Genomic DNA, 25,185 nt, shown 5'->3' with positions numbered 1-25,185 from the left:
CCCCTCCGGCTTTATCATGTCTGTGTGGGTTGTTAATGCTTACGGTACTTAAACAATTTTGGCAGTTACTCAAATATTGCAATTCGGGATCAGGCACCGTTCTGAATTTATCGCTGCTCGCTGTTATCTTCGCTCTACACCTTGTGGGCATCTACATGGGTCTGTGGCTTATCAGGTGGACAGCAGATTTTTATAATGCGCTGGAGCAGCGCAATATTTCGGTCACCATTAGCCAGATCGGCATTTTTGGTTTAATCGTGCTGATCAATACCTGTCTCACGCTCACAGGGCAGTATTTGCAAGGCGCCCTCAATATCCGCTGGCGCCAAAGACTCACCGAGACGGCCATAACCTTCTGGATGTCGAATAAGGCCTATTGGCATCTTTCCATAGGTCACAGCGACCCTGTGCCGGACAATCCTGATCAGCGTATTGCTGAAGACTGCGACCTCTTTGTCAAACACACATTAGAAGAGGGAATAGGGCTTATCACAAATATTATAGCTCTATTTTCCTACATTGTAGTGCTTTGGGGCCTCTCAACTTATGCGCTGAATTTTAGCCTCGCGGGAATAGAGTTTACGATACCGCGCTATATGCTGTGGGCTGCGTTTGTTTACGTGTTTATCTCTTCGTTCGTGACGCACCTGTTCGGACGGCGGCTGAAAGCCACATTTGTTGAGCAACAGAAGAAGGAAGCAGATTTCCGCTTTGCGATGGCGCATATTCGTCAGCATGCGGGTGATATTGCCATATTGAACGGCGAAAATCAGGAAAAAAGAATACTTTCAGACAAGTTTGCCAAAGTTCGTGAGAATTGGTTCCGACTGGTTTTTCGTCAGGTGCAACTCGGCATATTTACCTTTCCCTATCGTCACAGCATATTCAGAATTCCTACCTTTCTAGGGCTACCAGCATATTTTGCAGGTACTGTGACATTTGGCGGACTGATGCAACTCGGTCAGGCATTTACGCATGTGTCCACTAATCTCTCGTGGTTTATTTTCAACTACAAGACATTGGCGGAACTCGTATCGGCGGTTTCGCGCTTATCCGGATTTATAAATGCCACGCGGCGCATTCAGCCACCGACGCACACATCCATTTCTCAGCCGTCAGATGCACCGCTGCATTTGCGTGACATTGTATTGAATACGCCCGATGGACGAAACCTTATTGAGATTTCAAATCTCGAAATCAAGCTCGGTGAAACAGTTTGGCTGCGCGGTCGATCGGGCCTCGGCAAAACAACATTACTAAGACTTATCGCCGGTGCATGGAACTTTGCGAGCGGAACACTCCACCGACCAGATACCACCATGCTTGTGCTTTCACAAAAGCCATATATGCCGAATGTAAAGTTAAGCGAGGCGGTATCCTACCCGCTCGCAGCAGATCAATTTGATCATGACGAAATCCCGCGAGCACTGACAAATGTTGGACTGCCTGATATTTTGCGTCAACAGTTACGAGAAAAACAGGTTGCACTCGGAACTCTTTCCGGTGGAGAAATGCAACGATTTGCACTTGCCCGCGCGCTGCTCGTGAAGCCTGACTGGTTGTTTCTTGATGAAGCAACAAGTGCGCTGGATAAGGCGTCCGAAACAATGCTGCTTAATCTCTTGCGACGGGACCTGCCCGATACAACAATCGTCATTCTGACTCATCGTCAGCCAGGTAGCATTAAAATCGACCGTATAATCGATCTTGAAACGTCGGGCGTAGCTGACATACGCCCTAATAACACCATTCCACAAACTGCATGAGGAAACTATGAGCGACCAACCAATCCGAATAAAGCTTTTGGCTGATGCGGCAGACATTCTGAGTACACTACCCTTAATGGGCAAACTCATGATTAACTCCAAAAGCGGTGGTGCAACGCATGAACGTATCGGCGTGGTAGAGCACGTTGAGGTTCGGGAGGGTTGGATTCATTTTTCTGGTGCCGAACATCATTCGAGTATTGACCTCTCAGCAATCACTTCACTTATTGCGGACCGTAGTAGTGTGATGCAGGAAAAGGTTTATCCTCGTATTGATCTCATAGCATCAGACGAAACGATTATTGGCAGTGTGATTGGCTTCGACGGCGCTGCGCCATTTGACAAAGCTCTGGAGAGCTTCACTTTTACTGTGCTTGAACCAGCTAACAAAGATCGTGGCGCTGGTGAAGCGCTGGAGATTAGCGATGATGAGCCCGGTTTGAAGCCATTTGTAGCTGCGCAGCGCAATAAGGCCGAAGTACGGATATCGCTTGATCTTCCCGCTTTCAAACAAGAGTGGAGTGGCGAGATGCCGGACGTGCGCCCATCACGCGGCTTCATCAATGTCATGAAGCCAGATTTTCATCTGCATCTCAAAGCTGGTCATGTTGCATCATGGCGGGAGCTCGAGAACGCTGACGAGCATCAATTTTATGCGCTCAATGCAGCCGGCGAGGAAACAGGCCTGATCATTTCCGGAAAAAAGGAGGCGTTCCTATGAATTCAGCTCATGAAACGCTGCGAGCGGGACAATGGTTCGATCCAAATTCAGGCGAGATCAGAACGCATCAATCGCTTATGCAGGAGATGTCACAGAAGCGTGTTGTTCTATTGGGCGAACTGCATGACCGATATGATATTCACCGCTGGCAGGTAAATATTTCTGCTTCGCTCCTCGCTTACCGAGATAATCTTGCCATTGGCTTTGAAATGTTCCCAAGACGACTTCAGCCGGTTCTTGATGAATGGGTTGCTGGACAGTTGAATGCAGATCAATTTCTGGAGCGCGCTGAATGGGGCAAAGTATGGGGCTTTGCAGCAGACCTTTACTGGCCAATTTTTAACTTCTGTCGCGAATTCCATATCAAGATGCTGGCATTAAATTGTCGCCGTGACCTCGTAACACGTGTTGGAAAAGAGGGCTGGGAAGAGATTGCCGAAGAGGACCGCGACGGACTAACACCCGCACGCGCTGCAAGCCTGGCCCATCGGGAGCATCTTTTGCGCCTTACCAACGGCGGACCGCCAGCAATGCAGGGGAAGTCGGCCGATGCTCCCGAGTTTGATAGGTTTGTACGTGCCCAACAAACATGGGATCGTGCATTCGCCTGCAACATCGCGAACTATCTTGATGAAAAGCCCGATGCGCTTGTCCTAGGCATCATCGGTCGTGGTCATATGGAATACGGGTTTGGCACACCAGATCAACTGGATGACCTTGGCATTACTGATGTGGCGGTACTTTTGACTCAGGACTTAGGCAACACACCTGAAATACCACCCCGCTCCAATATTGCTAACGCCATCTTTGCATTAAACCCGTACTGATCGAGCGCGGAATGCGGCGGGCTAATCCGGTATATATGTCGCAAAACCTGAACTATCAGGCGACGCGTTAAAAGAAAGAACATACATGAAAGCCTGCCGCGTGATGAAATGCGGCAGTTCTTGGCTTTTAAGTACAAAAGCCCACTCGCAAAGATTGATGCAAGACGCCATATGCCGGAGGCTCTGGCTCGGGCTGGCAAACTGAGACAACCATATTCTGACCATTAGGATGGACAGGAACAACCGATTAGGTAGCGGCCTCATCACCATCATAGTGTGGAATTTGCCATCCCGTTTTCTATTAATCGTTCAATGAAGCGCCAAACCTGCCACTTGCAAAGATTACAATGAAAAGAATTGAGCCATCATTATAGATGGATTTTTGGAAAAAATACCCACCAAGCGCTCAAGCCGAGATATTCACCTATAAATACAAAATCAGAACCCAATTTTTGACCATCAAAAACTTGAAATAATTAATTTTAAATATATCGTAATATTAAGTTATGAAATGGAGGCAATCTTTGCGTATTACATATCATTAGCGAATTTGCATATGCTAAATAAAATTCATTATATATTTTATCATTAAAGTAAAAAATGAAGTAAATCATTTATCAGCACATTCGTCTGAATATAGTTGCATTAATTTTTCTAATTTACACGATATTCTAATCGGCATTCGCGGATTTATCGGAGATTTATAACTTGGGGGTCAGCAAATGAAACGCTATAATGAGAATAATTCGGATGAAGTTGGCGACAACAGTCCATCAAACGATAGGCATAATTGGCGGCAAATCATTAGCCCGCTATATGATGCCAATCGCGTAGGTGGTGGCATGGAAATTGATGGGCACGTCGAGACAAACTTCCTAGGAAGGTCTCTTATCGGTCGATCAAATTACCAACAACACACATGCTTGAGAACGAATAAATTAATAAATTTTGGCGGCATAAATCAAATACTTCTACAGATAATAACAAAAGGAGACTGTTCAGGGGATTGCAACGGAAATACGATAAATCTGAATAAAGGCGACATTATTATATTCGACTACAGTGCGCCATTTAATATTATGGTAAGCGATGGAAGTACGATATCTATAGCTTTTGACCGAGAATTAATATCACGAATAATTGACCCTAGAGCACTCAATGGCGCTGTCATAAAGGGCGAAACCTCACTTGGTATTCTATTAACGAGTACGGTAGTCTCTGCCTTAAAAATAACAGAAGAGAATGCATTCGACGACCCCCACGAATTCGAAGCCGACATACTTGAATATATAGCTAAAATTCTCAGTAGAAAATTTGACAACGTAGTCAATTTACATAACATCGAGAGACAGACAATCATTGATTTTATCGACAAGAATATTGCAAACCATAACTTAACACCAGATTTTCTTTATAATAATTTTAATATGTCACGCTCTCATATTTATAGAATATTTGAGAAAGATGGTGGAGTCGGCCAGGTTATCTGGGAGAGACGCCTAAAATTGGCTTGGAATGAGATGGCTAAATCAAATAGTGGACAGAAAATATCTCTTAAAAATATCGCTTGGCGATTTGGATGTAGCGACACAGCTATTTTTAGTAAAAGATTTAGATCAATTTTTGATTTTTCTCCCAAAGACTTTAAAAAAAATAATTTTGATAACTCCCATGACTTTAATACTCTGTCGAAAATCAGAAAACACTTCTCAAGCTTGGAATCCGACTAATTTTAATGATTTCATGTTCCGGAAGCATGATCCACTGGGAACTCTGGACTATCGCTTCTATTTCGAACCAAAAGGCGAAAGACCCTATCAAATCCATATGGAGAATCAATAATCTCATCAAATATGACTACACAACTCTTGTTATAGCGGCAGCATTCAGACTATATCAGCGATCACTGAAATGTTTGGTTTCCAACCTAGGCGCCCATAATCGTGATCACGTTCAAATCATTCCTAATTACTTCTACTTTAGCCGCTTCTTTGGCCTTCCAAATAGCGCCAGCATTCGCAGCACCGACACAATATCCGCTCACCATTGAAAACTGTGGCGTGAAGATTACGATCCCGAAAGCTCCGGAGCGTGCCGTTGGCCTTGGACAGAACAGCGCGGAAATCATGCTGCTTCTGGGGCTTGAAGAGAAAATGGCTGGTACTGCATTCTGGCCGAGTAAGGTGCTCCCGCAACTTGAAACTGCGAATGCGAAAGTCAAACTTCTGACTGTCGAATTTCCGACGTTTGAATCTATTCTCGCTGAAAATCCTGATTTTGTTGCTGCCGCCTTGCCAAGCTTGATCGGGCCGAGCAGTAAAGTCGCTAAGCGTGAGGACTTCGATAAGGTTGGCGTTCCAACTTATCTTTCGCCGAGCACTTGCCTGAGTACTGAACAGGTTAAGGATGAATATGGCAGCCGCGACAAACTCTGGAATATGGATCTTCTCTACCAAGAGATTGATGAGCTTTCGCAGATTTTCGACGTGGCGGATCGCGGTCAGGCAGTGATAGCTGATTTCAAAGCACGCGAAGCAGCACTACGGGCAACTGTGCCAGCCGATGAAAAGAAGCTTTCTTATGTCTTCTGGTTCTCTAGCCAATCACCTTCTGCAGATGCGTATTTGGGCGGCGGCAATGGCGCGTCTACATTTATCGCAGATGTTCTTGGTGGTGAAAATGCAATTAAGGCAGAAGCAGAATGGCCAACCCTGGGTTGGGAAAGCATTATCGCAGCTAATCCAGACGTGATCGTGGTCGCCAATCTTGATCGTAATCGCTGGGAACTCGACAAGCCAGAAGCGAAAATTCAGTTTTTGAATACAGATCCAGCAGTTAGCCAAATGCCTGCAGTCAAGAACAAGGCAATTGTCGTGATGGACGGACAGGCAATGAACCCTACCATTCGTACAATTTATGGTGCCGAGCAAGTTGCGGCTCAATTGAAAGAACTTGGTATTCTCAAGTGATTATTGAAAGCCATTCTTTGAGGCAATGGGGTGCATATAGCACGGTAATTTTGCTCTCCATTGCAACGATTGGATTGGTCATCGGGATCAGTGTGGGTATTGGTGATTTACCAATACCCCTCTCGACAACCTTTGCAGCCATCACCAATCGCTTAGGATGGACACATATTGATCTTAACCGTATTCATGAGACGGTGATCTGGGATTACCGTCTCAGTCGCGCGCTTGTGGCAGCATTTTGTGGCGCGGGTCTCGCACTCTCGGGTGCAATCATGCAGTCGCTGCTACGAAACCCTCTGGCAGAACCCTACGTGTTAGGCATCTCAGCAGGTGCTTCGACAGGTGCAGTGGCTATCGTCATTCTCGGTATTGGTGCAGGCGCAGTCTCGCTGTCAGCAGGTGCGTTCGTTGGCGCGTTTGCAGCCTTTTTCTTTGTTGCACTTCTTTCAAATGGAACGCGTGCGGGTGCCGATCGCACGATCCTCGCGGGTGTAGCTGCTTCACAACTTTTCAATGCCACAACATCTTACATCGTCACGACATCGGGCAATGCACAGCAAGCGCGCGATGTAATGTTTTGGCTGCTTGGTAGTTTTGGCGGTGTGCGATGGCCAGAATTTATACTGGTCTCTGTTGTCATTGGCTTTGGCCTGATCGCATGCTTGTTTTATTCGCGTGTTCTTGATGCTTTTGCTTTTGGCGATGAAGCGGCATCTTCGTTGGGTGTTAATGTGGGCCGCACACGCCTTGTACTGTTTGCGCTGACCGCAATGATGACGGCTACAATCGTTAGCATGGTTGGGTCTATCGGTTTTGTCGGTCTGGTAGTGCCGCATGCAGCCCGGTTCATCGTTGGCCCATTACACATAAGGTTGTTACCAGCCTGCGCGGTAATTGGCGCTATTTTTATGGTTCTGGCTGACATAACCTCGCGTGCGCTTATTCCTCAGCAGACGCTGCCAATCGGGGTCGTAACCGCTCTTGTTGGCGTTCCGGTCTTTTCCATTATCCTCTATCGGTTTCAGCGTACATCATGACGATTAAGGTAGAAAATCTATGCTGGAAAATTGGTAAGAGAACCATTTTGGATGATGTGTCTTTTGAAGCCACGCCTGGAAAAATGCTCGGGCTTCTTGGACCAAACGGTTCTGGTAAGACATCGCTACTGAGGTTAGTTGCCGGATTGCGAAAGCCGGATTCCGGTCAGGTTCTTCTTGATGGCAAAAATCTTCGATCGATTGCCCGCCGAACAATCGCTCAACGTGTTGCATTCATTGAACAGCATGCAACGACCAACGCCAATCTTAAAGTCATTGATGTCATCAGGCTTGGTCGTTTTCCCCACAGATCAATGTTTTCAGGCTGGCGCACTGCTGATGAAGCAGCGGTGGAGGAGGCAATCGAGCGCACAGGTATGAGAGCCAAGCGTAATGAAAGCTGGCAAAGCCTTTCAGGTGGTGAAAAGCAACGCGCACATATTGCAAGAGCACTATGTCAGGCACCAAAGGAATTGATCCTTGATGAGCCAACCAACCATCTGGATATTCAGCATCAGATGAGCTTGCTAAGGCTGGTTTCTGGCCTGCCAATCACAAGCGTCATAGCACTGCATGATCTCAATCATGCAGCTATGTTCTGTGACGAGCTGATTGTTATGCAGGCCGGGAAGATAGTTGCATCAGGCAGCCCGCAAGAGGTTATAACGCAGGACATTCTTAAGAATGTTTTTTGCGTTGATGCTCGAGTAGAAATACAAGCCGATACCGGACGCCCGCATATTTATTACACGCGGTGAAGCGTAGGCTGCAGATGCGCGAGAAGCTACACTGGCAGAATGACCATGATGGCGACAAACACTAATTCGCTATGCCTGTCGCCTATTTGCTCAATCTGAGCAAACGCGGTCAACATGATAATATGAAATTACGGGCCAGCGCAGATCTCGGCCTGACTTGTGGCTTCCTGCCCGACCTCAAAGCTATAAGCGCGTAATCCATGTTCATCGAGCTTTATGACGCGATAGCAAGGCAACCCGCCCGTCCACCAAGGATTTGGGCTATCCAGCTCCGTTATGAATCGATGTGAACAAGCCTGTCCCGAACTATAAGCAATGCCGTGTGCAGTGGTCCCCGATAACGGAACATGAATATGACCAAAGATAATGTGGCGAATGCCCGCCTTATGAGCATGAAGGCGCTGCATAATTGCACCATCGTCATGCATCCCGATATTATCGAAATGAGCAATACCCGCATCGAACGGTGGATGATGAATGAACACGGTCGCAGGAAATTCGCCTGCGCCACTCAGAGCTGTATCAAGCCACGTGAGGCGATCTTCATCGTAAATACCGCCAATGATCCCAGCCTGATGACTGTCAAGGAACAGCAGTCGGCCAAAACGGGTGTCGATGTACGACTGAATATAGCCGTTCTCATCGCGGGGATGGTCCGGAAAAGCAGCTATGAATTCTGGTCGGCGGTCGTGGTTGCCGAGCATCATGCGAACTTGGAATGGAACGGGAGCCAGAATATCGCGTAGCAATTCATATGCTTCCGGATCGCCATAATTGCAAAGATCGCCAGTAATCGTCAGCAGATCAGCGTCGCTATGTTTTTCGATAATATCGGCTATTGCGACACGCAGCTGCGTTTCGGGATCCACGCCATTGACCACGATGCCTGACGGCATCAAATGCGTGTCGGTAAGTTGGATGATTTTCATAATGCATCTTTCAGCCAATCAAGAAGGCTGCGAATAACCAGAATAGCGATTTCGCAGCCTTTTCGATAAAGCGGAGGTCTTATTTCATTAGCGCGTTTGTCTGTTCAACGAGCTGCTTAAGGCCGTCTTCTGGTGACACTTCACCACGCATCACTGCGCCAATGACGTCGCGCTGGGTGCGCCAGATACGAACGGAATCGCCGCCCGGATAGCCAGCCCATGGCAACGAACGATTAGCCTGTAGCGAAGCAGTTTTAACATTTGGATGCTCGGCATAATATGGCGCAAGATAGTCTTCACCTGTTGCGAGCTTGTTGGTTGGCAGATAGCCGGTAATGCGCACAATCACATTCTGTGCTTCAGGACCTGTGATCCACTTGAGATATTTCCAAGCAGCATCCTGCTTTTCCTTATCTTGTGTCAGGATAACAGCCGAATTGCCGCCGGTTGGAACACCACCTTTTTCGGCATTATCGAGCGGAAACGTGGACGTTACAAGTTTGAAGCGATCGCCAACGAGGCCTTCGATAGTCTGAACATGCGCAGGCGTTGAGAAGATGAAGCCGGTAAGGCCTGCACCAAACTGCTGGCGTGACTGATCCCAATCAAGCAGGTTTTGGCCGCCTTCAGTGACGAATTGACGGGTGAGTTTCAGCGCATTCAGACCGATCTCATTATCGAAAGCGACCTTCTTGGTTTCTTCATCAACCAGTTTGCCGCCCTGCTGGAATACCAACGACTGCCAGAGCCAATCATCCGGCCAGCCATTGATGTCATAGCCCATGCCGGCGATCTTCGGGTCAAGCGCATGAATTTTATTTGCCAGTTCAATGAGACCTGCAAATGTCTTCGGCATGTTTTCAGGATCACCACCAGCCTTTGTCACGAGATCGGCATTGATATAAATGATCGGGGACGATGCATTGACAGGAAGGCCATACTGCTTGCCGTCAACCTGACCAAGAGCTGCCATTTTCGGGCTGTAATTCTTGTCAAGGAAAGCCTGACCACCTTCTGCTTCAATGAACGGCGCAAGATCGGTAATCTGGTTGCGCGGTGCAAGTGTATGTACCAGCTCACCCGTGAGGTTGTAGCCGGAGAAATACACATCCGGCAGATTGCCCGTTACAGCTGCGCGCAAGACCTGCTGCTGACCTTCATTGTAGCCAACTGCGGGCGCAAGAAAGTTAATCTTGATATCCGGATTGTTCTTCATAAATTCATCGGCCAGCGGCTGATGGAACTTCGTGAAGCCCGGCAGATTGTAAAGCACGTTGAGCGTTACATCGGCAGCAGCGGCTACATTCGGCGTAATGAGCGAAACGGCTGCGAGGCCCATAAACATGCCGTTTAAGACAGTGCGTCGGCTGATAGTCATCATAGTCTCCAGAGGATTGTTGGGAGGAGGATGGAGGAGAGAGGCCGACCGGGATTATTTCACCCCGGTCATGGTGATACCCGCGATGAAATGTTTGCGTGCAAGGAGGAAGCAAACAACCATTGGTGCGGTGATTATGGTGGCGCCCGCCATAAGCGCACCGTAGTTGGCGCCAGATTCAATATCGGCGAAGAACAGCATCCCAAGTGGAGGCGGTGCGAGATTTGTGTCGGAAACAACCACCATCGGCCAATAAAGATCGTTCCAGTGGGCAACCAATGAGAACACCGAAAAAGCCGCAAGCGATGGGAGCGATCCGCGAAGGACGATGCCCCAACAGATTTCCATTTCAGAAAAGCCGTCCATGCGAGCCGCTTCGATGATCTCATCGGGATAACTGCGGAATGACTGGTGAAACAGAAAGATCGCGAACACCGAGAGGAAGAAAGGCGCCATCATTGCAAAATAGGTGTTCAGCAATTGCGCCTTGGCGAGGCCAACAAAAAGCGGGAGCGCCAAAGCCTGAATAGGAACGCAAAGAGCAGCGATTACCAAAGCGAGCATGATCTTGCGACCGGGGAAACGCAGTTTTGCAAGCGCGTAGGCAGCGGGAACGGCAGTCAAGACCTGCACGAACAGAATGCCGAAACAGACAATCACGCCATTGAGCATAAAGCGCAGCATTGGCACTTGTCCGGCTGCCCGGGTGTAATTCTCAACCGCGTCGAATTTTTCCGGAATGGGCCAGAGGGACACGTTGAAAACTTCGGCTGGAGAGCGGATTGATGTCAGTACCATCCAGTAGAATGGCAGCAGCATCACACATGCACCGAGAGCCAGAACAAGATGCGGGATATATTTGCGAAGTGCGGCCATTAGTAGTGCACTTTCTTGTCGAGATGGAGCGTCTGGCCAATTGAAAGCACCAGAACAATCGCAAGGAAAATCAGAGTCAGGGCCGCGGCATAACCGGTGTTGGAATATTCAAAGCCTTCAAGATACAGATCGAAAAGCAATGTCTCCGAACCAAAACGGCCTTTGGTTAACACCGCGACCGTTTCAAAGACCTTGAACGCCGAAATAGATGTGGTTACCACCACGAACATGGTAGTTGGCCCAAGCATCGGCCATGTCACGGTGAAAAAGCGATCAATCGGGTTCTTCGCGCCATCAAGGCGAGCGGCTTCATGAAGATCTTTCGAGATCGCTGTTAGACCAGCGAGAAACAACACCATATTGAAACCCAGCACCTGCCAGATGCCAATCAGCGCCATGGTGGGGATCAACAGGGCAGGGTTGGATAGAAATGCAATCGGCTCAAAGCCAAACCACTTGATAACGGCATTGATTGGCCCGATGGATGGATGGAGTAAGAACTGCCAAACCGTTGCCATGGCGACCAGCGTTGCAGTCACAGGCAGAAAATAGGCGACTTCCCAAAAACCACGGCTGCGCTTACGGCTATAAACAAGCAACGCGACACCGAGTGCCAGAAACACGCCAAACGGAATAACGATGAGTGCATAGATCACCGTGTTACGCAGAGCTCGCATAAAAACGGGATCACTGAACGCGTTGATAAAGTTATCTACCCCGATAAAGCGGGTGGAGAGCGCCCCAAGTTGGTAGTCAGTTACCGAAAATCCGGCCAGAACGATCATCGGAATGATATAGGTTGCAAGTAGCAGAAGCACTGCCGGTGCTGCAAACATCAGACCACGTATGATAAGGCGTCTTGTAGCTTTCGACTGCCGTGGCCGTGATGCCACCACACTGTCGGTTGTAAAATCTGCAGCCGTCATGCCAGCACCCGCTCACGCGTGCGCTCAATACGCAGACCGTTTTCGCCGAACAAATGAATACGATCAGGTGCGAACCCGATATGCAACAAACCGTCCGCATCAGCACCGAGAGTGTCTCCAGCGCGCTGGCGTAAAGTCAGTTCAATATTGTTATCTTTCGCAAGACGACACGTAACAAAACGATCTGCACCATGCGTTTCACTCCGCACGACATGTGCCGCCATGCCATTTTTGGCAACATGTAAATCTTCCGCACGCAAACCCAGCATGGCTGGCCCTGCTTGACCTGATGCGACCGCAATGCCTAGCGCTTCGCCTATGAAAGTCACATTGCCTTGCGCGTCGATCTCCACAGGCAGCAGATTAATTGATGGCGAGCCGATAAAACGGGCGACGGTTAGTGTGGCCGGACGGCTATAAAGTTCATCCGGTGTACCAAGCTGCTCAATCCTGCCTTCCGACATCAATGCGATGCGGTCGGACATGGTCATCGCTTCAATTTGATCGTGAGTTACGTAAACAAAGGTGGCACCCAAGCGGCGATGCAGACGTGCAAGCTCTTCGCGCATATGGGCGCGGAGCTTTGCATCCAAATTGGAAAGCGGCTCATCCATCAAAAATGCTGCCGGCGAACGCACCAAAGCACGGGCGAGTGCTACACGCTGCCGCTGTCCGCCTGAAAGCTGCGCCGGTTTGCGGTCAAGCAGATGGCCAATCTGCAATGTATCAGCGGCCCGAACAACTTCGGCGTCAATTTCTGCAAGGGTCTTGACTGATGAAAATAAGCGGCCGAACAAAGGGAGGCGAGCCGAAAGGCTCAGCTTTCGCATTCTGAGCGGCGTTGCGATATTCTGGCGCACATTCATATGCGGATAAAGGGCATAGGACTGAAAGACCATTGCAAGATTGCGGTCGCTTGGGTCGATGTCGGTAACATCCTGATCGCCGATGGACACGGTGCCGTTATCGGAAGCTTCAAGACCAGCGATGATACGTAAAAGGGTCGACTTACCGCACCCGGACATACCGACGAGAGAAATGAACTCGCCCGGACGAATGGAAAGGTCGATGCCTTTGAGGACATCATTTCCGCCAAAGGATTTTCCGATGTTCGTGAGTTCAATTGATTGAGGCATTACTGCGCACTCCTTTACTGAGGCGCGGATGCCTATGCGTCCTCAACTTAACAGTCGGACGTCAGATTTACGAAAGTTCAGTGACAATCGGTTATGTTTGCATCGTGCTCTTTTCAAAAATTGTTCACATATTTTTGAATAAACAGCTTCTTATAGAACGATCGTCTGGTTTATATGGTTGATTGTATACCAATTGAGATACAATGCGTGAACCAAACACTGGCTATGCGCAGCCAATTGAAATGCCTATATCTTGGCCATCGAAACGACGAGCACATCGCCGCTTCACACAAACCAAGGAGATTGAAAATGAAAAAGTTTGTTCTTGTTACTGTTGCTGTTGTTCTGAGCGCTGGCGCTGCTTTCGCTGAAAACCCAAATGTTGGCACCCCTGCTGATCTCTATGCAAATGACCGTACACCAGTTGCTGCTCAGCAGATTGACCGCACTGCAACTGCTTCGATCGGCAAGGTTTCGGTCATGGATGGCTCCGCTCATCGCTTTGGTGACGCATCGCCTTCAAGCTTCCAGAACTAAGATCCGCCAACCCGGTTATATTCAAAAAGGCGAAGCCTCTCGGCTCCGCCTTTTGTCTTTTGTGCCATATAAGGATGTGCGTCTGTCTGCTGATAAACGCTTCTATAGCAAAGGCGGTATTGTCGGCTTGATTGCAACAGGCTCCATCAGCAGCATTTCACGTGTCTGAATTCCGGCACCAATGATCAGCTGCGTTTTGTTCATAAAGGCCGTCAGAATATTACTAATTCCGTTACAAAGACCGGCAGATGTATGCACATTAACGATTGCGGGCGGCTTGCGCATAGTCATCAACCGCACCAACCGCGGAAAATTCTGTCAATATTACGCGGCGCTAGCTATAATTTGAAAGCATAATTGATATTATAAAGTTTTTCCATTGGGCAATGGCAGCGCTGTTTAATGTAATCGACAGAATATCAGAGTAAACCACCTACGTACGACTAGATAAAAAGCCAACTACATAAAAATTTAGCAGTGATTTTCAAGGAGCGTCTTACAGACACCAAAAGTGCATCCCGAGAAAAGTAAGACAGCTTGCGGGCAACGACGTGCATTTACTAGACTTTTAATCCCGCCGCTGAATTCTAAAAATCAGCTACCTTGCCCCATACGCTTCGGTTCAACCGTTCAGGCTTATAGGGATTGGGGTCAACGATTGGAGAGCGAGCCAAAATGACATCAGCAATCATGTGCCCTGCCCCAGGCCCAATTCCAAAGCCGTGCCCGCTGAAACCTGCAGCCAAAATAAACCCCGGGACCGTTTCAATCTCTCCAATAGCCGGGACACCGTCCGGCGTACTATCAATGTAACCAGCCCAACTATGCGCAATTGGTACACTTGTTAGTTCGGGTAGCAGATCGCGCGCTCTTTGATACGTTAATCTGATTTGCCCGCTATCTGGTTTTGGATCAAGAATGCGATTTCTCTCCATAGGAGTGACTTGATCCAACGACCACTTGCTCAATGTTTCATGACCCGCACCCCAACCTTGAAGCCCACCTGGCGCCAGACTGCGCCAGCGACGCATAAACATTGGTACAAACTCACGGCAAAAGCGCAATTGCTGTGGCGTCGTATCGACGCGCGCGCGCCCGCTGATCGCAAGCGTATAACCACCATCCATACGGCGCGTTAGAGAGACTTGTGACGTATGCAGTGCATCCGGCAAACCAGCGGCACCGGGCGCGACGGACAATATAGACGCACGCACGGCCGCCTGAGGAAACCTGATACCCAATTGGTGACAGAAGGATGAAGCCCAGGCACCGCCCGCCATTACAACTGTTTTGGTACGAATAGTGCCTGCTTCAGTCACCACGCCACTAACCCGGCCACCACTTAACTCCAGCCCGCGGGCTGCACAGTTTTGATGAACGGTACCACCGGCGGCCATAATGCCGCGTGCAACTACAGGAACAGCCCGCGAAGGATCTGCAACACCATCGCTCGGCGAAAACACACCACCTTTCCACGCACGCCCCGTGGCTTTCCCCCGCTCAGTTGCTTCAGCTGCGCTCAACATGTTTGTTGTAACGCCAACAGATTGCGCAAAATCACGCCAACGTGCCCAGCCCGCGATTTCAGCTTCATCTTGCGAGAGATAAAGGAGACCGCACCGACGAAAGCCAGTATCCTCGCCTGTTTCTTCAGCGAGCTTATCCCAGAGTTCTAAACTTTTGGTCGCCATCGGGAGTTCTCGCGCATCGCGATTTTGTTGGCGACACCATCCCCAGTTTCGGCTCGACTGTTCCGCTGCAATCCGTCCCTTTTCTATCAGCGCAACCTTTACGCCGCTTCGGGCGAGGTAATAGGCTGTAAAAACACCGACAACTCCACCACCAATAACAACAACATCAGCCTCGGACGGCAAAATTGAATTTGTCTCTATGCGCATTAAGGGTGCGGACATGTGCAGAACTCCAGTCTTTGACATATCCTAATCCGAGACATGTCTGGTCGCGCATCGGAGTTTGCATTTACACAGAATTTCATATTGTTTGAAGCTGGCTCAACAGGTGATTATTGCGCCGTGGCATAAACAGCCACTTCTGCACTGGCAGACAAAAGCTCGTTTTCAAATTGAGTATTCAAGCGCAGCAATTTTCCACGCATGAGGTTTTATTCAGGTAAACCCATTGGATATGGCTCAATTGCATCAGCATGAACCCAACCCTGGGGACAGGACTTATAGCCCTGTTTTGCCACATAACGGCAATCCTTCATCATCGTTTGAAAAGGCTCCGCGGGCATCGTAGATGCCGACAAGACGTGCCAGAACTATCACATTTTTCAGATGCCTGAGATGGAAGAGCCATGACAAAATATTCGGCATCGCTTGAACCTGACTTGGCCGTCGCTTTAATGCAAACTAATTGACCTTTAGCCAAAGCTTCCGCTGCACCGCTTTCCTTGTAACCTGTTGTCGCCACCCGCTTGCGCAGAACAACCGGCTTTTCAAATACCCCGCCATAATACGGAGCAATCTTACAATCGCTATGAATAGCGACATCATAGTAATCTCCAGTCGCCAAGTCTCCAGCTGTGCAATCAAACTTTCTCTCGGCAGAACAAGAAATACCTGCATCCTGCAAGAGTTGCGCAAGCTTTTCTCCCTCCAGATCGCCATCCTCTGTCGCAGCAAGAGCCGGAAACGCAGCTGCAAACGACATAGTTATAATGACTGAGAAAAGAACGTTCGTGCATTTTTTAAGTTTGATAAACGACATTAGCTTTTCCCAAAAAAATGAATTACCTGCGACAGTGCGTGGCAAATTGATAGTTTCCATGACGCAATTGTTCAATACCGATATGATATTCCGGCTTAAATTGATGGTTCAGACGACATCTGGCGCACGGAATGAAAATAGCTTGAAAGAATAGCTGCCAATATCCCAAGCAATGTCAGTTAAACAGGCAGGTGCGGCAGCGTTGCATCTGGAGCCACATTGCACCCGGCTCTTTAACTGCGCGTCAGCACATCATCAAGCAGATAACAGCCCTCACAACATGCTATATGAGCCTATGCAGGAAAAACCCAATCGATCTGCATTCCAATGAACGGACGGGTATATTCCGTCGGCGTGTAGTGCGGATTATCGTCGGTTCTTTACAGCCAAATTCAAACCATCGACGACTGTGTTATTTTATGACCGCATTCCATTCAAAAGTGCTGATAAAATGGAAAACCCGACGGCTTGCCTGCATAAACGTCAATGGATTTTAATATTTTTCAGAATTATTGTTGATCATACATTTTATTAGCAAATATGTTGTCGCTGAAACGAACGATTTTTTGTGGCGAAAATAAATGAACAATCGCCATCCCGCGAATGGTTTAGCTACTGTTAGGCCGACCTAAAATAGTAAGTAAGGATTGCATATGTCATTGTCAAAACTGCGTTATCTATTGGCTGGTGTTGTTGTCGCTGGTTATGTGTTGCCTGCCTCTTCACAGAACATCAAAAACACACACGAATTGAATTCGGCTGCCGGGCAGATAGCTACCGATGTTTTGACAAAACAGTCGCCTTACCAGCTTGAATTTGTTAATCTTCAAGCCTTTAGCAACGCGGGCATACCGCTCAACACACCCAATGGCGCACGCCGACTGGCATTTGGCTGGAACATCGACGGCATTCAGGCTTTTGGCGGCACGGACGACAAGAGTTGGGAAGAAAACTTTGGCGCTCCACGCGCTGAAATACGTTGGGTTGCCGGTAGCGGACCAGCGCCCGACACAAATACCCTTTGGGGATTAGTCGACAAAAATGCTCTTGAGAAGCTAACCGCCAACTTACCAACTCGCGGGTTTACGCCGGTGAGTGGGTCTTCAGCTCCAATCCTGGGCAATGGCGAAGCAGGAGCTTTTGATCCAACGCAAAACGATCCTAAAAATCCATGGCGCGGAACTATGGGAGCCGCACGTTTTGCACTTCCACTGGATACAGCCATTGCAAGCGCCCCTAAGCCAGAATTGCTCGCCGCCTTTGGCAAGGCAGATACCCTTAATCAATATGCGCCGATGAAAGCTGTAATTCAGGCGATTAACGAGCAAGAGGGCGTCCTCATGCAAGCAGCTTTGATTTCGCCAGTTTTCGGCATGCAAGCTTCCGATCTGCCTGCTAATTTTCTGTCCGGCAAGCCTGAAGAAATTCTCAATGCGTGGCAATCATCCGAAAAGCCAGAGACAGGTTCGCTACCAATTTATCAGGCTGGGGCAATCGTCGATCTGCAATCTGACACCAAACAGCCGAGTTTGGTCTTAGCTCTTGCATTTGCAGACTGTGAAACCGCAAAATCGGCTGTCGATGTTGTATCTGATCGTTGGAACAAATCAGAACTCGCACAGATTGCAACCGAGTTACAAGCCAGCACCGTAGAATCGGACAATGGACAATGTGTCAGCATTTTCCAGACAAACCCATCTGATCCTCAAGCGGTCGTTAATTCGGTTGCATCCGCGATCAATAACGCGGTTTTATCTCGATCGTTCAACCTGCTCACAATTGGAGCTGTTGCAAATTAAGTTAATTTTAGAGCGCATCCCGACAAACGTGAAACTGCCTGCGGGATGCGCTCATTAACAATAAAATCTACGGGATTGCTCTTGAGCCAAACAGTTTTTTGCCAAACCGCTTATTCTTGCACGCACATATCAAAAAAATAAATTCATGATTTATTTTATCAAGATATTTGATTGCGATAACTCTGAATGCTGTGATGCGTTCTTCATTCAACCTAAGTTGAACATGGTGCGGTATCTTGTCAGGTAGCCTTGATTGAGAGGCAAGAAAACCATAATAAACGGTCAGATTTACATTTCCGTTTGTAGGCTGCGTCTCCGTGCACTCTACAAGATGCACCATAGAATTGGGATTACGATGACCCTTTACCTGGATTACCTCGCTGAAATTAAAAGCAGAGAAACACAAGGGCTCGCTCCGAAGCCGATTGATGACGGCGCATTGACTGCGGAAATCACTGCTCTGATCGACGATAGCGCAAGCGAATATCGCGCAGATGCTCTGAATTTCTTCATCTACAATACACTGCCGGGCACAACGAGTGCGGCTGGCGTGAAAGCTGCGTATCTCAAGAAAGTCATTCTAGGCGAAGCTATCGTACCAGAAATAACCCCGGATTTTGCTCTCGAATTGCTTTCGCATATGAAGGGCGGACCATCGGTCGAAGTGCTACTTGATGTTGCGCTCGGTGATGACGCTTCGATTGCAGCGAAAGCTGGCGATGTCCTTAAGACTCAGGTTTTCCTTTACGACGCGGATATGTTCCGTCTGCGTGACGCCTACAAGGCAGGAAATCCAGTCGCGAAAGACGTTCTCGAGAGCTATGCCAAAGCAGAGTTCTTCACCAAGCTCCCTGATGTTGACGATGAAATCAAGGTTGTAACGTTCATCGCTGCAGAAGGCGATATTTCGACAGATCTTCTGTCGCCAGGCAATCAAGCGCATTCGCGCTCCGACCGTCAGCTGCATGGCCAGTGCATGATTACGCCAGAAGCACAGCAGGAAATCGTGGCGCTGCAAAAGCAGCATCCTGACAAACGCGTTATGATGATCGCCGAAAAGGGCACCATGGGCGTTGGCTCATCACGCATGTCGGGCGTGAACAACGTGGCATTGTGGACTGGAAAGCAGTCCAGCCCTTACGTGCCTTTTGTCAATTTTGCGCCGATTGTTGCAGGTACCAACGGCATCTCGCCAATTTTCGCGACGACCGTTGACGTGACCGGCGGCATCGGCATCAACCTGAAAAACTGGGTCAAAAAGACCGGTGAAGATGGCAAACCGATCCTCAACAATGACGGCAACCCTATTCTCGAACAGAAGTTCTCGGTTGAGACCGGCACTGTTCTAAAGATTGACGCCAAGAATAAAAAGCTGCGCGACGAAAGCGGCAATGAACTGGTTGATGTTGCGTCTTCCTTCACGCCACAAAAAATGGAATTCATGAAGGCTGGCAGCTCCTACGCTATCGTCTTCGGAAAGAAGCTCCAGACATTTGCAGCGCAGACACTGGGCATAGAGCCTACTCCAGTTTTCGCACCAAACAAAGAAATCGCGATTGAAGGTCAAGGCCTGACCGCTGTTGAAAAGATCTTCAATCGAAACGCCGTCGGCGTCACTCCGGGCAAAGTCTTGCATGCCGGTTCAGACGTGCGCGTGCAGGTCAATATCGTCGGCTCGCAGGATACGACTGGTCTGATGACCGCTCAGGAACTTGAGGCGATGGCAGCGACCGTCATTTCGCCTTTGGTGGATGGTGCTTATCAGTCTGGCTGCCATACGGCATCGGTTTGGGACAAGAAAGCTCAGGTAAACATCCCGAAGCTCATGTCCTTCATGAATAACTTTGGCGTCATCACCGCACGCGATCCAAAGGGCGCGTATCATTCGATGACCGACGTGATCCACAAGGTGTTGAACGACATCACCGTGGATGACTGGGATATCATCATCGGCGGCGACAGCCACACGCGCATGTCCAAGGGCGTGGCCTTTGGTGCGGACTCAGGCACCGTTGCACTGGCGCTTGCAACCGGCGAAGCCACTATGCCGATCCCGCAATCGGTTAAAGTGACTTTCAAGGGCACGATGCAGCCTTACATGGACTTCCGCGATGTCGTTCATGCGACACAGGCACAGATGCTTAAGCAGCATGGCGACAACGTCTTCCAGGGCCGTATCATCGAAGTTCACATCGGGACACTGTTGGCTGATCAGGCCTTCACCTTCACCGACTGGACTGCGGAAATGAAGGCGAAAGCATCGATTTGTATTTCGGAAGACGAAACGCTGATCGAGTCTCTCGAGATCGCCAAGTCGCGCATCCAGATCATGATCGACAAGGGCATGGACAATGCAGCACAGACCTTGCAAGGTCTTATCAACAAAGCCGACGCTCGTATTTTCGAAATTCGTTCCGGTGAAAAGCCTGCACTGAAGCCAGACGACAATGCGAAATATTTTGCTGAAGTCGTTGTTGATCTCGATGAAATCAACGAGCCAATGATTGCCGACCCTGACGTCAACAATGCCGACGTCTCGCGCCGCTATACCCACGACACGATCCGTCCAGTTTCCTACTATGGCGGCACCAAGAAAGTTGATCTTGGCTTTGTCGGTTCATGCATGGTGCACAAGGGCGATATTAAAATCGTCGCTCAGATGCTCAAGAACCTTGAAAAGGAACAGGGCAAGGTCGAATTCAAGGCGCCACTCGTTGTTGCTGCACCAACCTACAACATCATTGATGAGTTGAAGGCCGAGGGCGACTGGGAAATTCTCCAGAAGTATTCAGGTTTTGAATTTGATGATGCTCTGCCCAAGACGGCCAACCGCACCGAGTATGAGAATATTCTTTATCTGGAACGTCCGGGCTGCAATCTCTGCATGGGCAATCAGGAAAAGGCTGAAAAAGGCGATACGGTTCTTGCGACCTCAACCCGTCTTTTCCAGGGTCGTGTTGTTGAAGATACAGCAGAGAAAAAGGGCGAATCCTTGCTGGCATCTACGCCGCTGGTGGTTTTGTCCGCCATCCTTGGCCGTACACCAAGCATCGAAGAATATCGTTCGGCGGTTGAAGGTATCAATCTTACGAAGTTCGCTCCGCCAAAGACAACACCAATTGATTCATTATCAGTGCATTATTAATGAATCGGCAATGAACTCATCTGTCTAATATAAAATGATCGCGATCTAATATCTCTGCTCCGTATACGGTGCAGAGATATTTTTATTTTACTGATTTCTATACATCCTATATATTGGAAAAAGACATATATATCATTTACATACGAATTTACTCGCGCGAATCGCGGTCATCTGCTTTCTCCTGTAGTAATTATGCTTGCCTATGATTGCCGATGGTTCACGGATTAAAGGCTTTGTTCATATTGCTGCTCGGAATTTTACGCCAGAAAGTCAATTCTAAAGCTACTCACTTGCCAACCGAATTAAAGTTGATTAGTTGAATCATATTTATGGAAGAGCACAATCAAAATTCGGCTCTTGCTCAGATATGGTGGTGGTGTTGAGTTTCTGGCACTCGATGATATGGAATGCGGAAGGTATTCGCGTTGTTGCACCGGTGAAGTGGCGGGTCTTAGACGGACTCGTCAGTGTTTTCTGGGAAGCAGAAAGCCTTTCAGGAGCATCAGGCTATTTCCTGTCGCATGATCCACGCATCATGATTTTCTTCCAGGATGTCTCTTCAAAAATACAAATGTCCAGTGAAGATGGAGTAGGCGCTCTGCGCCATCGTCCCATGTCGCGCGCTATTTATATCCCGGCAGGCGTACCCCTCAGAACAAACACGGTATCATCGCATCGCTTCTCTCACCTGAACCTGCATTTTCATAAAGATCGTCTGTTAAAATATCTGCGCCCTTCCTTGGGGCCATCTATGGCAATGGCCGCTATTCAAAACCCAATCGAAATTCAAGACATCGGCACGTTGGAAGTTTTAGCAAAACTGATCGAGGATGAAGTTTCCAATCCATCACAACACGCATTATATATGGAGAACCTGATTGGTGCGATCCTTGCTCGTTTGCTTGTGCAGCCGGAGCAGGACATAAAACAGGATTATGGCCGCCTGACACAAGGCCAGATGAATAAGCTTAATGCGCGTTTAAACATATCCAGCGACGGTCGTTTAAGCGTTTCAGATATGGCAGCAACAGTTGGCTTATCGGAAAGCTGGTTTTCCAATGTTTTCAAGCAAACCACTGGTAAAACACCCCTGCAATGGCAGTTGGCAAAACGAATTGATCGTGCTTGTGATTTATTGAGTGCGAGCGATGCAACAGTTGCAGGTATTGCGGCCCAGCTCGGTTTTACCGATCAGGCTCATCTGACAAAGGCTTTTCGCCAGATTGTAGGTGAAACACCTGCTGCATGGCGTCGATTGCAGCAGGTGCGTTAATAATGTCAAGATCAATACCTGATCAATAAATCAAGCAACTACCAACTCCGACGCAAAGTTGCCGTTACTTCGCGACCAGGATTGTAGAAGTCCGCACCAAATCCACCATACGCAACGTATTTTTTATCGAAAAGATTGCTGACATTAACCTGAAGTGCGGTTTTATCGATAAACTCATATGTGTATGCGAGGTCAAGAACCACGTTATCGCCTGCTCCAAACGTGTTCGCACTGTCAAAATAGTAGGATCCGGTATAGCGCGCACCGAGACCGAAGGTCATATCACCGCGATTACCCCTGCCTTCCCACCGATACTGCCCCCACAGCGAAGCGGTATGTTCCGGAACAAGCGTCAGATGCTTGCCAGCTGTTCCGTTATTGGCATCCTCCAATATCTCATGGTTCATATAGGAATAAGCAGCCGTTACGCTAATATTATCGGTAATTTCGGCCTTGCCCTCCAGATCAAGCCCACGGACGCGTATCTTTCCGATTGCTGACTCTTCTCGCGTGATAGGATCTGTCTTTGTAATATTTGTTTTCTTCAGATCGTATATTGACGCACTGAAAAGCGCTGGAAAGCTATCCGGTCGATATTTCACGCCGATTTCATATTGCTCACCGCGCTCCGGCTCCGCATTGATGGATGCAGGTACGGCTGACTGGGCATAGCTTGTAAAGGCCATGAATTGATCAGTAAATTTATATGCCACACCAACGCGCGTGGTAAATTCACTTAGATTAGCGCTTAGCGACTTGTTGTTCAGCTTATCAAACTGGTCGATGTCCATCCAGTCATTGCGCAAGCCAAGCGTAACGATCAGCTTATTTGCAAATGTGACGTCCTGCTGGGCGTAAAGCGCTTTGGTTTCTTGATTATTGCGTCGATTACTGGTTGTGGGAAGGTTAAGCGGTGGCCCGGAATAAACCGGATTTTCCCAGTCAATGCCAACCCCATTTGCCCATTGGCCAAAACTGCTGCCGCGGTAATTATTATATTCAAATCCTACAAGACTGCGGCTTTCAATGTTGTCAAAGTTCGCTTCATATTGAAGATGGGTATCGACGATGAATTGCTTATTTGAACTGTCGCTCGTCATAAAGCCGCGTTCGGCGTAGGTCGAACCGTCGGTCGGCGTCTTTGAAATATAGGCGTATCCGTAGCTTTTGTCGCCTTTGCTATAGCGCGCATTGGCGTTGAACGTCAGACCATTGCCGAAATCGTGGTCAGCCAATACCGTCAGTGTGTCACGCTTTGTTTTGCCATAATTGAAGTCTGGCTCGCCAAAAAAACGCTTCCGACTAAAATCTATTCCAACAGGATAACCACCACTGTTAGGCGTATCCTTCAGATAAAGGTGATCATAAAGAACTGTTACGCTCGTCACATCAGTTGGACGCCATGTCAGACCTCCGAGAAAGAACTTCTCGTCGTCGCGTGAGTAATCATATTCACGCTCTGCCTTTTTGAGCTTGCCAGTAAGCCGATATGACAATGTGTCGTCTGCGGTAATATTGTCACCGAAATCAAAACCCGTTTCGACGTGATTGTATGATCCACCTGAAAGGTAGGCCTCGCCGAAACGCTCCGATTTCGGCTTTTTGCTTGTGAAATTTACTGAGCCACCAGGATCAGAAACACCAAACACACTGGAACTACCACCTTTGAGAACTTCAACGCGTTCAAATGCAAAAGGCTCTTCACGTATGCCTCCGAATGGCTTTCCAAGCGACAACCCATCGCGATACATATATGCATCGAAGCCACGAATTTTAAAATAATCGAAACGATCATCCGAGCCATAAAAAGTCGTCACAACACCAGCGGTATAGTTAAGAACCTGCTCAACATTGGTTGCGTTGCGCTCTTGAATTTCCTTAGCCGTGATTACGGAAACAGATGCGGGCGTATCCATCACATCAGTTGGGATTTTACCGCCGCTGGTGGTTTGAGTTGCGACAATTGAATTGCGATCGTCATCACCACGGGTCTTGCCGTCAACTGTAATTGTTTCCAGTACAAGCGGAGCCGATGGATTGCTTGATTGCTGGGCATAAGAGACATTTGGTATGAATACTGAGAGCGCAGAACAGCCAAGCAGAAAAACTAAACGCGTGCGCAAGGTGGGCTGACGGTCATTAACAATAGTCATGCTCATATTCATGATAAGGTTCCGCAATCTCTATATACAGTTACAAACGGAAGCATCCGTGGGTACAAAGCAATCGCGGGACGCTACAATCTGCATGCAGTGAACCTGCGATGAGCAACTTACCGTGATTGTTCACAAATGCCACTAACTTGAGATTGTTTATCCAGTATTGTAAAAATCATTTTTATTGTAAAAAGCCACGGTTAATTCATGGCAATTCCAACA

General features: G+C 48.4%; 20 protein-coding genes. 11 read left to right on the top strand and 9 right to left on the bottom strand.

The annotated features are described in order from the left end of the window. Positions 1-35 precede the first annotated feature (35 nt). From WH356_RS15500 to WH356_RS15470, 7 genes are all read left to right on the top strand, one after another. The gene (locus WH356_RS15500) at positions 36-1,766 is read left to right on the top strand and encodes an ABC transporter ATP-binding protein/permease (protein WP_339512328.1); all 1,731 of its coding nucleotides are present in this window, start codon (positions 36-38) and stop codon (positions 1,764-1,766) included. 7 nt (positions 1,767-1,773) lie between these two features. Continuing rightward, entirely contained in the window at positions 1,774-2,487 is a 714-nt protein-coding gene (locus WH356_RS15495; protein ID WP_339512326.1) for a hypothetical protein, read from the top strand. Beyond that, positions 2,484-3,314, top strand: coding sequence for a ChaN family lipoprotein (locus WH356_RS15490; protein WP_339512324.1), 831 nt, complete (start codon positions 2,484-2,486; stop codon positions 3,312-3,314). The genes WH356_RS15495 and WH356_RS15490 overlap by 4 nt, the downstream gene beginning before the upstream one ends. Before the next feature lie 722 nt (positions 3,315-4,036). Continuing rightward, on the top strand, positions 4,037-5,044 hold the full coding sequence (locus tag WH356_RS15485) for an AraC-like ligand-binding domain-containing protein (RefSeq protein ID WP_339512322.1): 1,008 nt from the start codon (positions 4,037-4,039) through the stop codon (positions 5,042-5,044). Positions 5,045-5,281: 237 nt separating this feature from the next. Next, complete coding sequence (locus tag WH356_RS15480; protein ID WP_421565694.1) at positions 5,282-6,283, top strand: ABC transporter substrate-binding protein; 1,002 nt, start codon at positions 5,282-5,284, stop codon at positions 6,281-6,283. Positions 6,284-6,300: 17 nt separating this feature from the next. After that, complete coding sequence (locus tag WH356_RS15475) at positions 6,301-7,320, top strand: FecCD family ABC transporter permease (protein ID WP_421565695.1); 1,020 nt, start codon at positions 6,301-6,303, stop codon at positions 7,318-7,320. Then, on the top strand, positions 7,317-8,078 hold the full coding sequence (locus tag WH356_RS15470; protein ID WP_339512320.1) for an ABC transporter ATP-binding protein: 762 nt from the start codon (positions 7,317-7,319) through the stop codon (positions 8,076-8,078). Before WH356_RS15475 ends, WH356_RS15470 begins: the two co-directional genes overlap by 4 nt. Before the next feature lie 128 nt (positions 8,079-8,206). Here the strand turns inward: WH356_RS15470 and WH356_RS15465 are convergent, their stop codons facing one another. The 5 genes from WH356_RS15465 to WH356_RS15445 all read right to left on the bottom strand — a co-directional run bounded on the left by WH356_RS15465 (position 8,207) and on the right by WH356_RS15445 (position 13,323). Next, positions 8,207-9,007 carry a phosphodiesterase gene (locus WH356_RS15465; protein WP_339512318.1) on the bottom strand — a complete coding sequence of 267 codons (801 nt, stop codon included), beginning with the start codon at positions 9,005-9,007 and terminating at the stop codon, positions 8,207-8,209. A gap of 79 nt (positions 9,008-9,086) precedes the next feature. After that, positions 9,087-10,385 (bottom strand): ABC transporter substrate-binding protein, encoded by a 1,299-nt coding sequence (locus WH356_RS15460; RefSeq protein ID WP_339512316.1) that lies wholly within the window; start codon positions 10,383-10,385, stop codon positions 9,087-9,089. A gap of 54 nt (positions 10,386-10,439) precedes the next feature. Next, a complete protein-coding gene (locus WH356_RS15455; RefSeq protein ID WP_339512314.1) occupies positions 10,440-11,261 on the bottom strand; it encodes a carbohydrate ABC transporter permease in 822 nt (273 codons plus the stop codon). Continuing rightward, positions 11,261-12,187, bottom strand: coding sequence for a carbohydrate ABC transporter permease (locus tag WH356_RS15450; RefSeq protein WP_339512312.1), 927 nt, complete (start codon positions 12,185-12,187; stop codon positions 11,261-11,263). Before WH356_RS15450 ends, WH356_RS15455 begins: the two co-directional genes overlap by 1 nt. After that, positions 12,184-13,323: an ABC transporter ATP-binding protein gene (locus WH356_RS15445; protein WP_339512310.1), complete on the bottom strand. Its 1,140-nt coding sequence runs from the start codon at positions 13,321-13,323 to the stop codon at positions 12,184-12,186. The genes WH356_RS15450 and WH356_RS15445 overlap by 4 nt, the downstream gene beginning before the upstream one ends. Before the next feature lie 309 nt (positions 13,324-13,632). Here WH356_RS15445 and WH356_RS15440 point away from each other — a divergent pair, with 309 nt between their 5' ends. Further along, entirely contained in the window at positions 13,633-13,860 is a 228-nt protein-coding gene (locus WH356_RS15440) for a hypothetical protein (RefSeq protein ID WP_339512308.1), read from the top strand. 102 nt (positions 13,861-13,962) lie between these two features. On the opposite strand, the gene WH356_RS15435 is transcribed toward WH356_RS15440, so the two are convergent. The 3 genes from WH356_RS15435 to WH356_RS15425 form a co-directional block, all read right to left on the bottom strand. Next, positions 13,963-14,151 (bottom strand): hypothetical protein, encoded by a 189-nt coding sequence (locus WH356_RS15435; RefSeq protein ID WP_339512307.1) that lies wholly within the window; start codon positions 14,149-14,151, stop codon positions 13,963-13,965. A 296-nt stretch (positions 14,152-14,447) separates the two neighbouring features. Next, entirely contained in the window at positions 14,448-15,773 is a 1,326-nt protein-coding gene (locus tag WH356_RS15430) for an NAD(P)/FAD-dependent oxidoreductase (protein WP_339512305.1), read from the bottom strand. 313 nt (positions 15,774-16,086) lie between these two features. After that, complete coding sequence (locus tag WH356_RS15425; RefSeq protein WP_339512303.1) at positions 16,087-16,590, bottom strand: hypothetical protein; 504 nt, start codon at positions 16,588-16,590, stop codon at positions 16,087-16,089. A 653-nt stretch (positions 16,591-17,243) separates the two neighbouring features. Between WH356_RS15425 and WH356_RS15420 the strand changes: the two genes are divergently transcribed. From WH356_RS15420 to WH356_RS15410, 3 genes are all read left to right on the top strand, one after another. Beyond that, positions 17,244-18,389, top strand: coding sequence for a hypothetical protein (locus tag WH356_RS15420; RefSeq protein ID WP_339512301.1), 1,146 nt, complete (start codon positions 17,244-17,246; stop codon positions 18,387-18,389). Between the two features lie 355 nt (positions 18,390-18,744). Beyond that, positions 18,745-21,534: a bifunctional aconitate hydratase 2/2-methylisocitrate dehydratase gene (locus WH356_RS15415; protein ID WP_339512299.1), complete on the top strand. Its 2,790-nt coding sequence runs from the start codon at positions 18,745-18,747 to the stop codon at positions 21,532-21,534. Between the two features lie 379 nt (positions 21,535-21,913). Continuing rightward, positions 21,914-22,807, top strand: coding sequence for a helix-turn-helix domain-containing protein (locus WH356_RS15410; RefSeq protein WP_339512353.1), 894 nt, complete (start codon positions 21,914-21,916; stop codon positions 22,805-22,807). A 38-nt stretch (positions 22,808-22,845) separates the two neighbouring features. On the opposite strand, the gene WH356_RS15405 is transcribed toward WH356_RS15410, so the two are convergent. Continuing rightward, positions 22,846-24,960, bottom strand: a complete 2,115-nt coding sequence (locus tag WH356_RS15405) for a TonB-dependent siderophore receptor (RefSeq protein WP_339512297.1) — start codon at positions 24,958-24,960, stop codon at positions 22,846-22,848. Between the last annotated feature and the right edge of the window lie 225 nt (positions 24,961-25,185).

It is taken from the genome of Ochrobactrum sp. MYb379 (assembly GCF_037479515.1).
Taxonomy (GTDB): Bacteria; Pseudomonadota; Alphaproteobacteria; order Rhizobiales; family Rhizobiaceae; genus Brucella.
This window is presented reverse-complemented; position numbering and strand designations above follow the sequence as displayed.

What these genes read in the sequence shown, in the direction of transcription:
- WH356_RS15485 (WP_339512322.1), top strand. Translation starts at nt 4,037, where the DNA reads ATGAAACGCTATAATGAGAATAATTCGGATGAAGTTGGCGACAACAGT.
- WH356_RS15495 (WP_339512326.1), top strand. Translation starts at nt 1,774, where the DNA reads ATGAGCGACCAACCAATCCGAATAAAGCTTTTGGCTGATGCGGCAGAC.
- WH356_RS15455 (WP_339512314.1), bottom strand. Translation starts at nt 11,261, where the DNA reads ATGGCCGCACTTCGCAAATATATCCCGCATCTTGTTCTGGCTCTCGGT.
- WH356_RS15490 (WP_339512324.1), top strand. Translation starts at nt 2,484, where the DNA reads ATGAATTCAGCTCATGAAACGCTGCGAGCGGGACAATGGTTCGATCCA.
- WH356_RS15425 (WP_339512303.1), bottom strand. Translation starts at nt 16,590, where the DNA reads ATGTCGTTTATCAAACTTAAAAAATGCACGAACGTTCTTTTCTCAGTC.
- WH356_RS15445 (WP_339512310.1), bottom strand. Translation starts at nt 13,323, where the DNA reads ATGCCTCAATCAATTGAACTCACGAACATCGGAAAATCCTTTGGCGGA.
- WH356_RS15470 (WP_339512320.1), top strand. Translation starts at nt 7,317, where the DNA reads ATGACGATTAAGGTAGAAAATCTATGCTGGAAAATTGGTAAGAGAACC.
- WH356_RS15460 (WP_339512316.1), bottom strand. Translation starts at nt 10,385, where the DNA reads ATGACTATCAGCCGACGCACTGTCTTAAACGGCATGTTTATGGGCCTC.
- WH356_RS15430 (WP_339512305.1), bottom strand. Translation starts at nt 15,773, where the DNA reads ATGTCCGCACCCTTAATGCGCATAGAGACAAATTCAATTTTGCCGTCC.
- WH356_RS15450 (WP_339512312.1), bottom strand. Translation starts at nt 12,187, where the DNA reads ATGACGGCTGCAGATTTTACAACCGACAGTGTGGTGGCATCACGGCCA.
- WH356_RS15500 (WP_339512328.1), top strand. Translation starts at nt 36, where the DNA reads ATGCTTACGGTACTTAAACAATTTTGGCAGTTACTCAAATATTGCAAT.
- WH356_RS15405 (WP_339512297.1), bottom strand. Translation starts at nt 24,960, where the DNA reads ATGACTATTGTTAATGACCGTCAGCCCACCTTGCGCACGCGTTTAGTT.
- WH356_RS15465 (WP_339512318.1), bottom strand. Translation starts at nt 9,007, where the DNA reads ATGAAAATCATCCAACTTACCGACACGCATTTGATGCCGTCAGGCATC.
- WH356_RS15415 (WP_339512299.1), top strand. Translation starts at nt 18,745, where the DNA reads ATGACCCTTTACCTGGATTACCTCGCTGAAATTAAAAGCAGAGAAACA.
- WH356_RS15435 (WP_339512307.1), bottom strand. Translation starts at nt 14,151, where the DNA reads ATGACTATGCGCAAGCCGCCCGCAATCGTTAATGTGCATACATCTGCC.
- WH356_RS15420 (WP_339512301.1), top strand. Translation starts at nt 17,244, where the DNA reads ATGTCATTGTCAAAACTGCGTTATCTATTGGCTGGTGTTGTTGTCGCT.
- WH356_RS15440 (WP_339512308.1), top strand. Translation starts at nt 13,633, where the DNA reads ATGAAAAAGTTTGTTCTTGTTACTGTTGCTGTTGTTCTGAGCGCTGGC.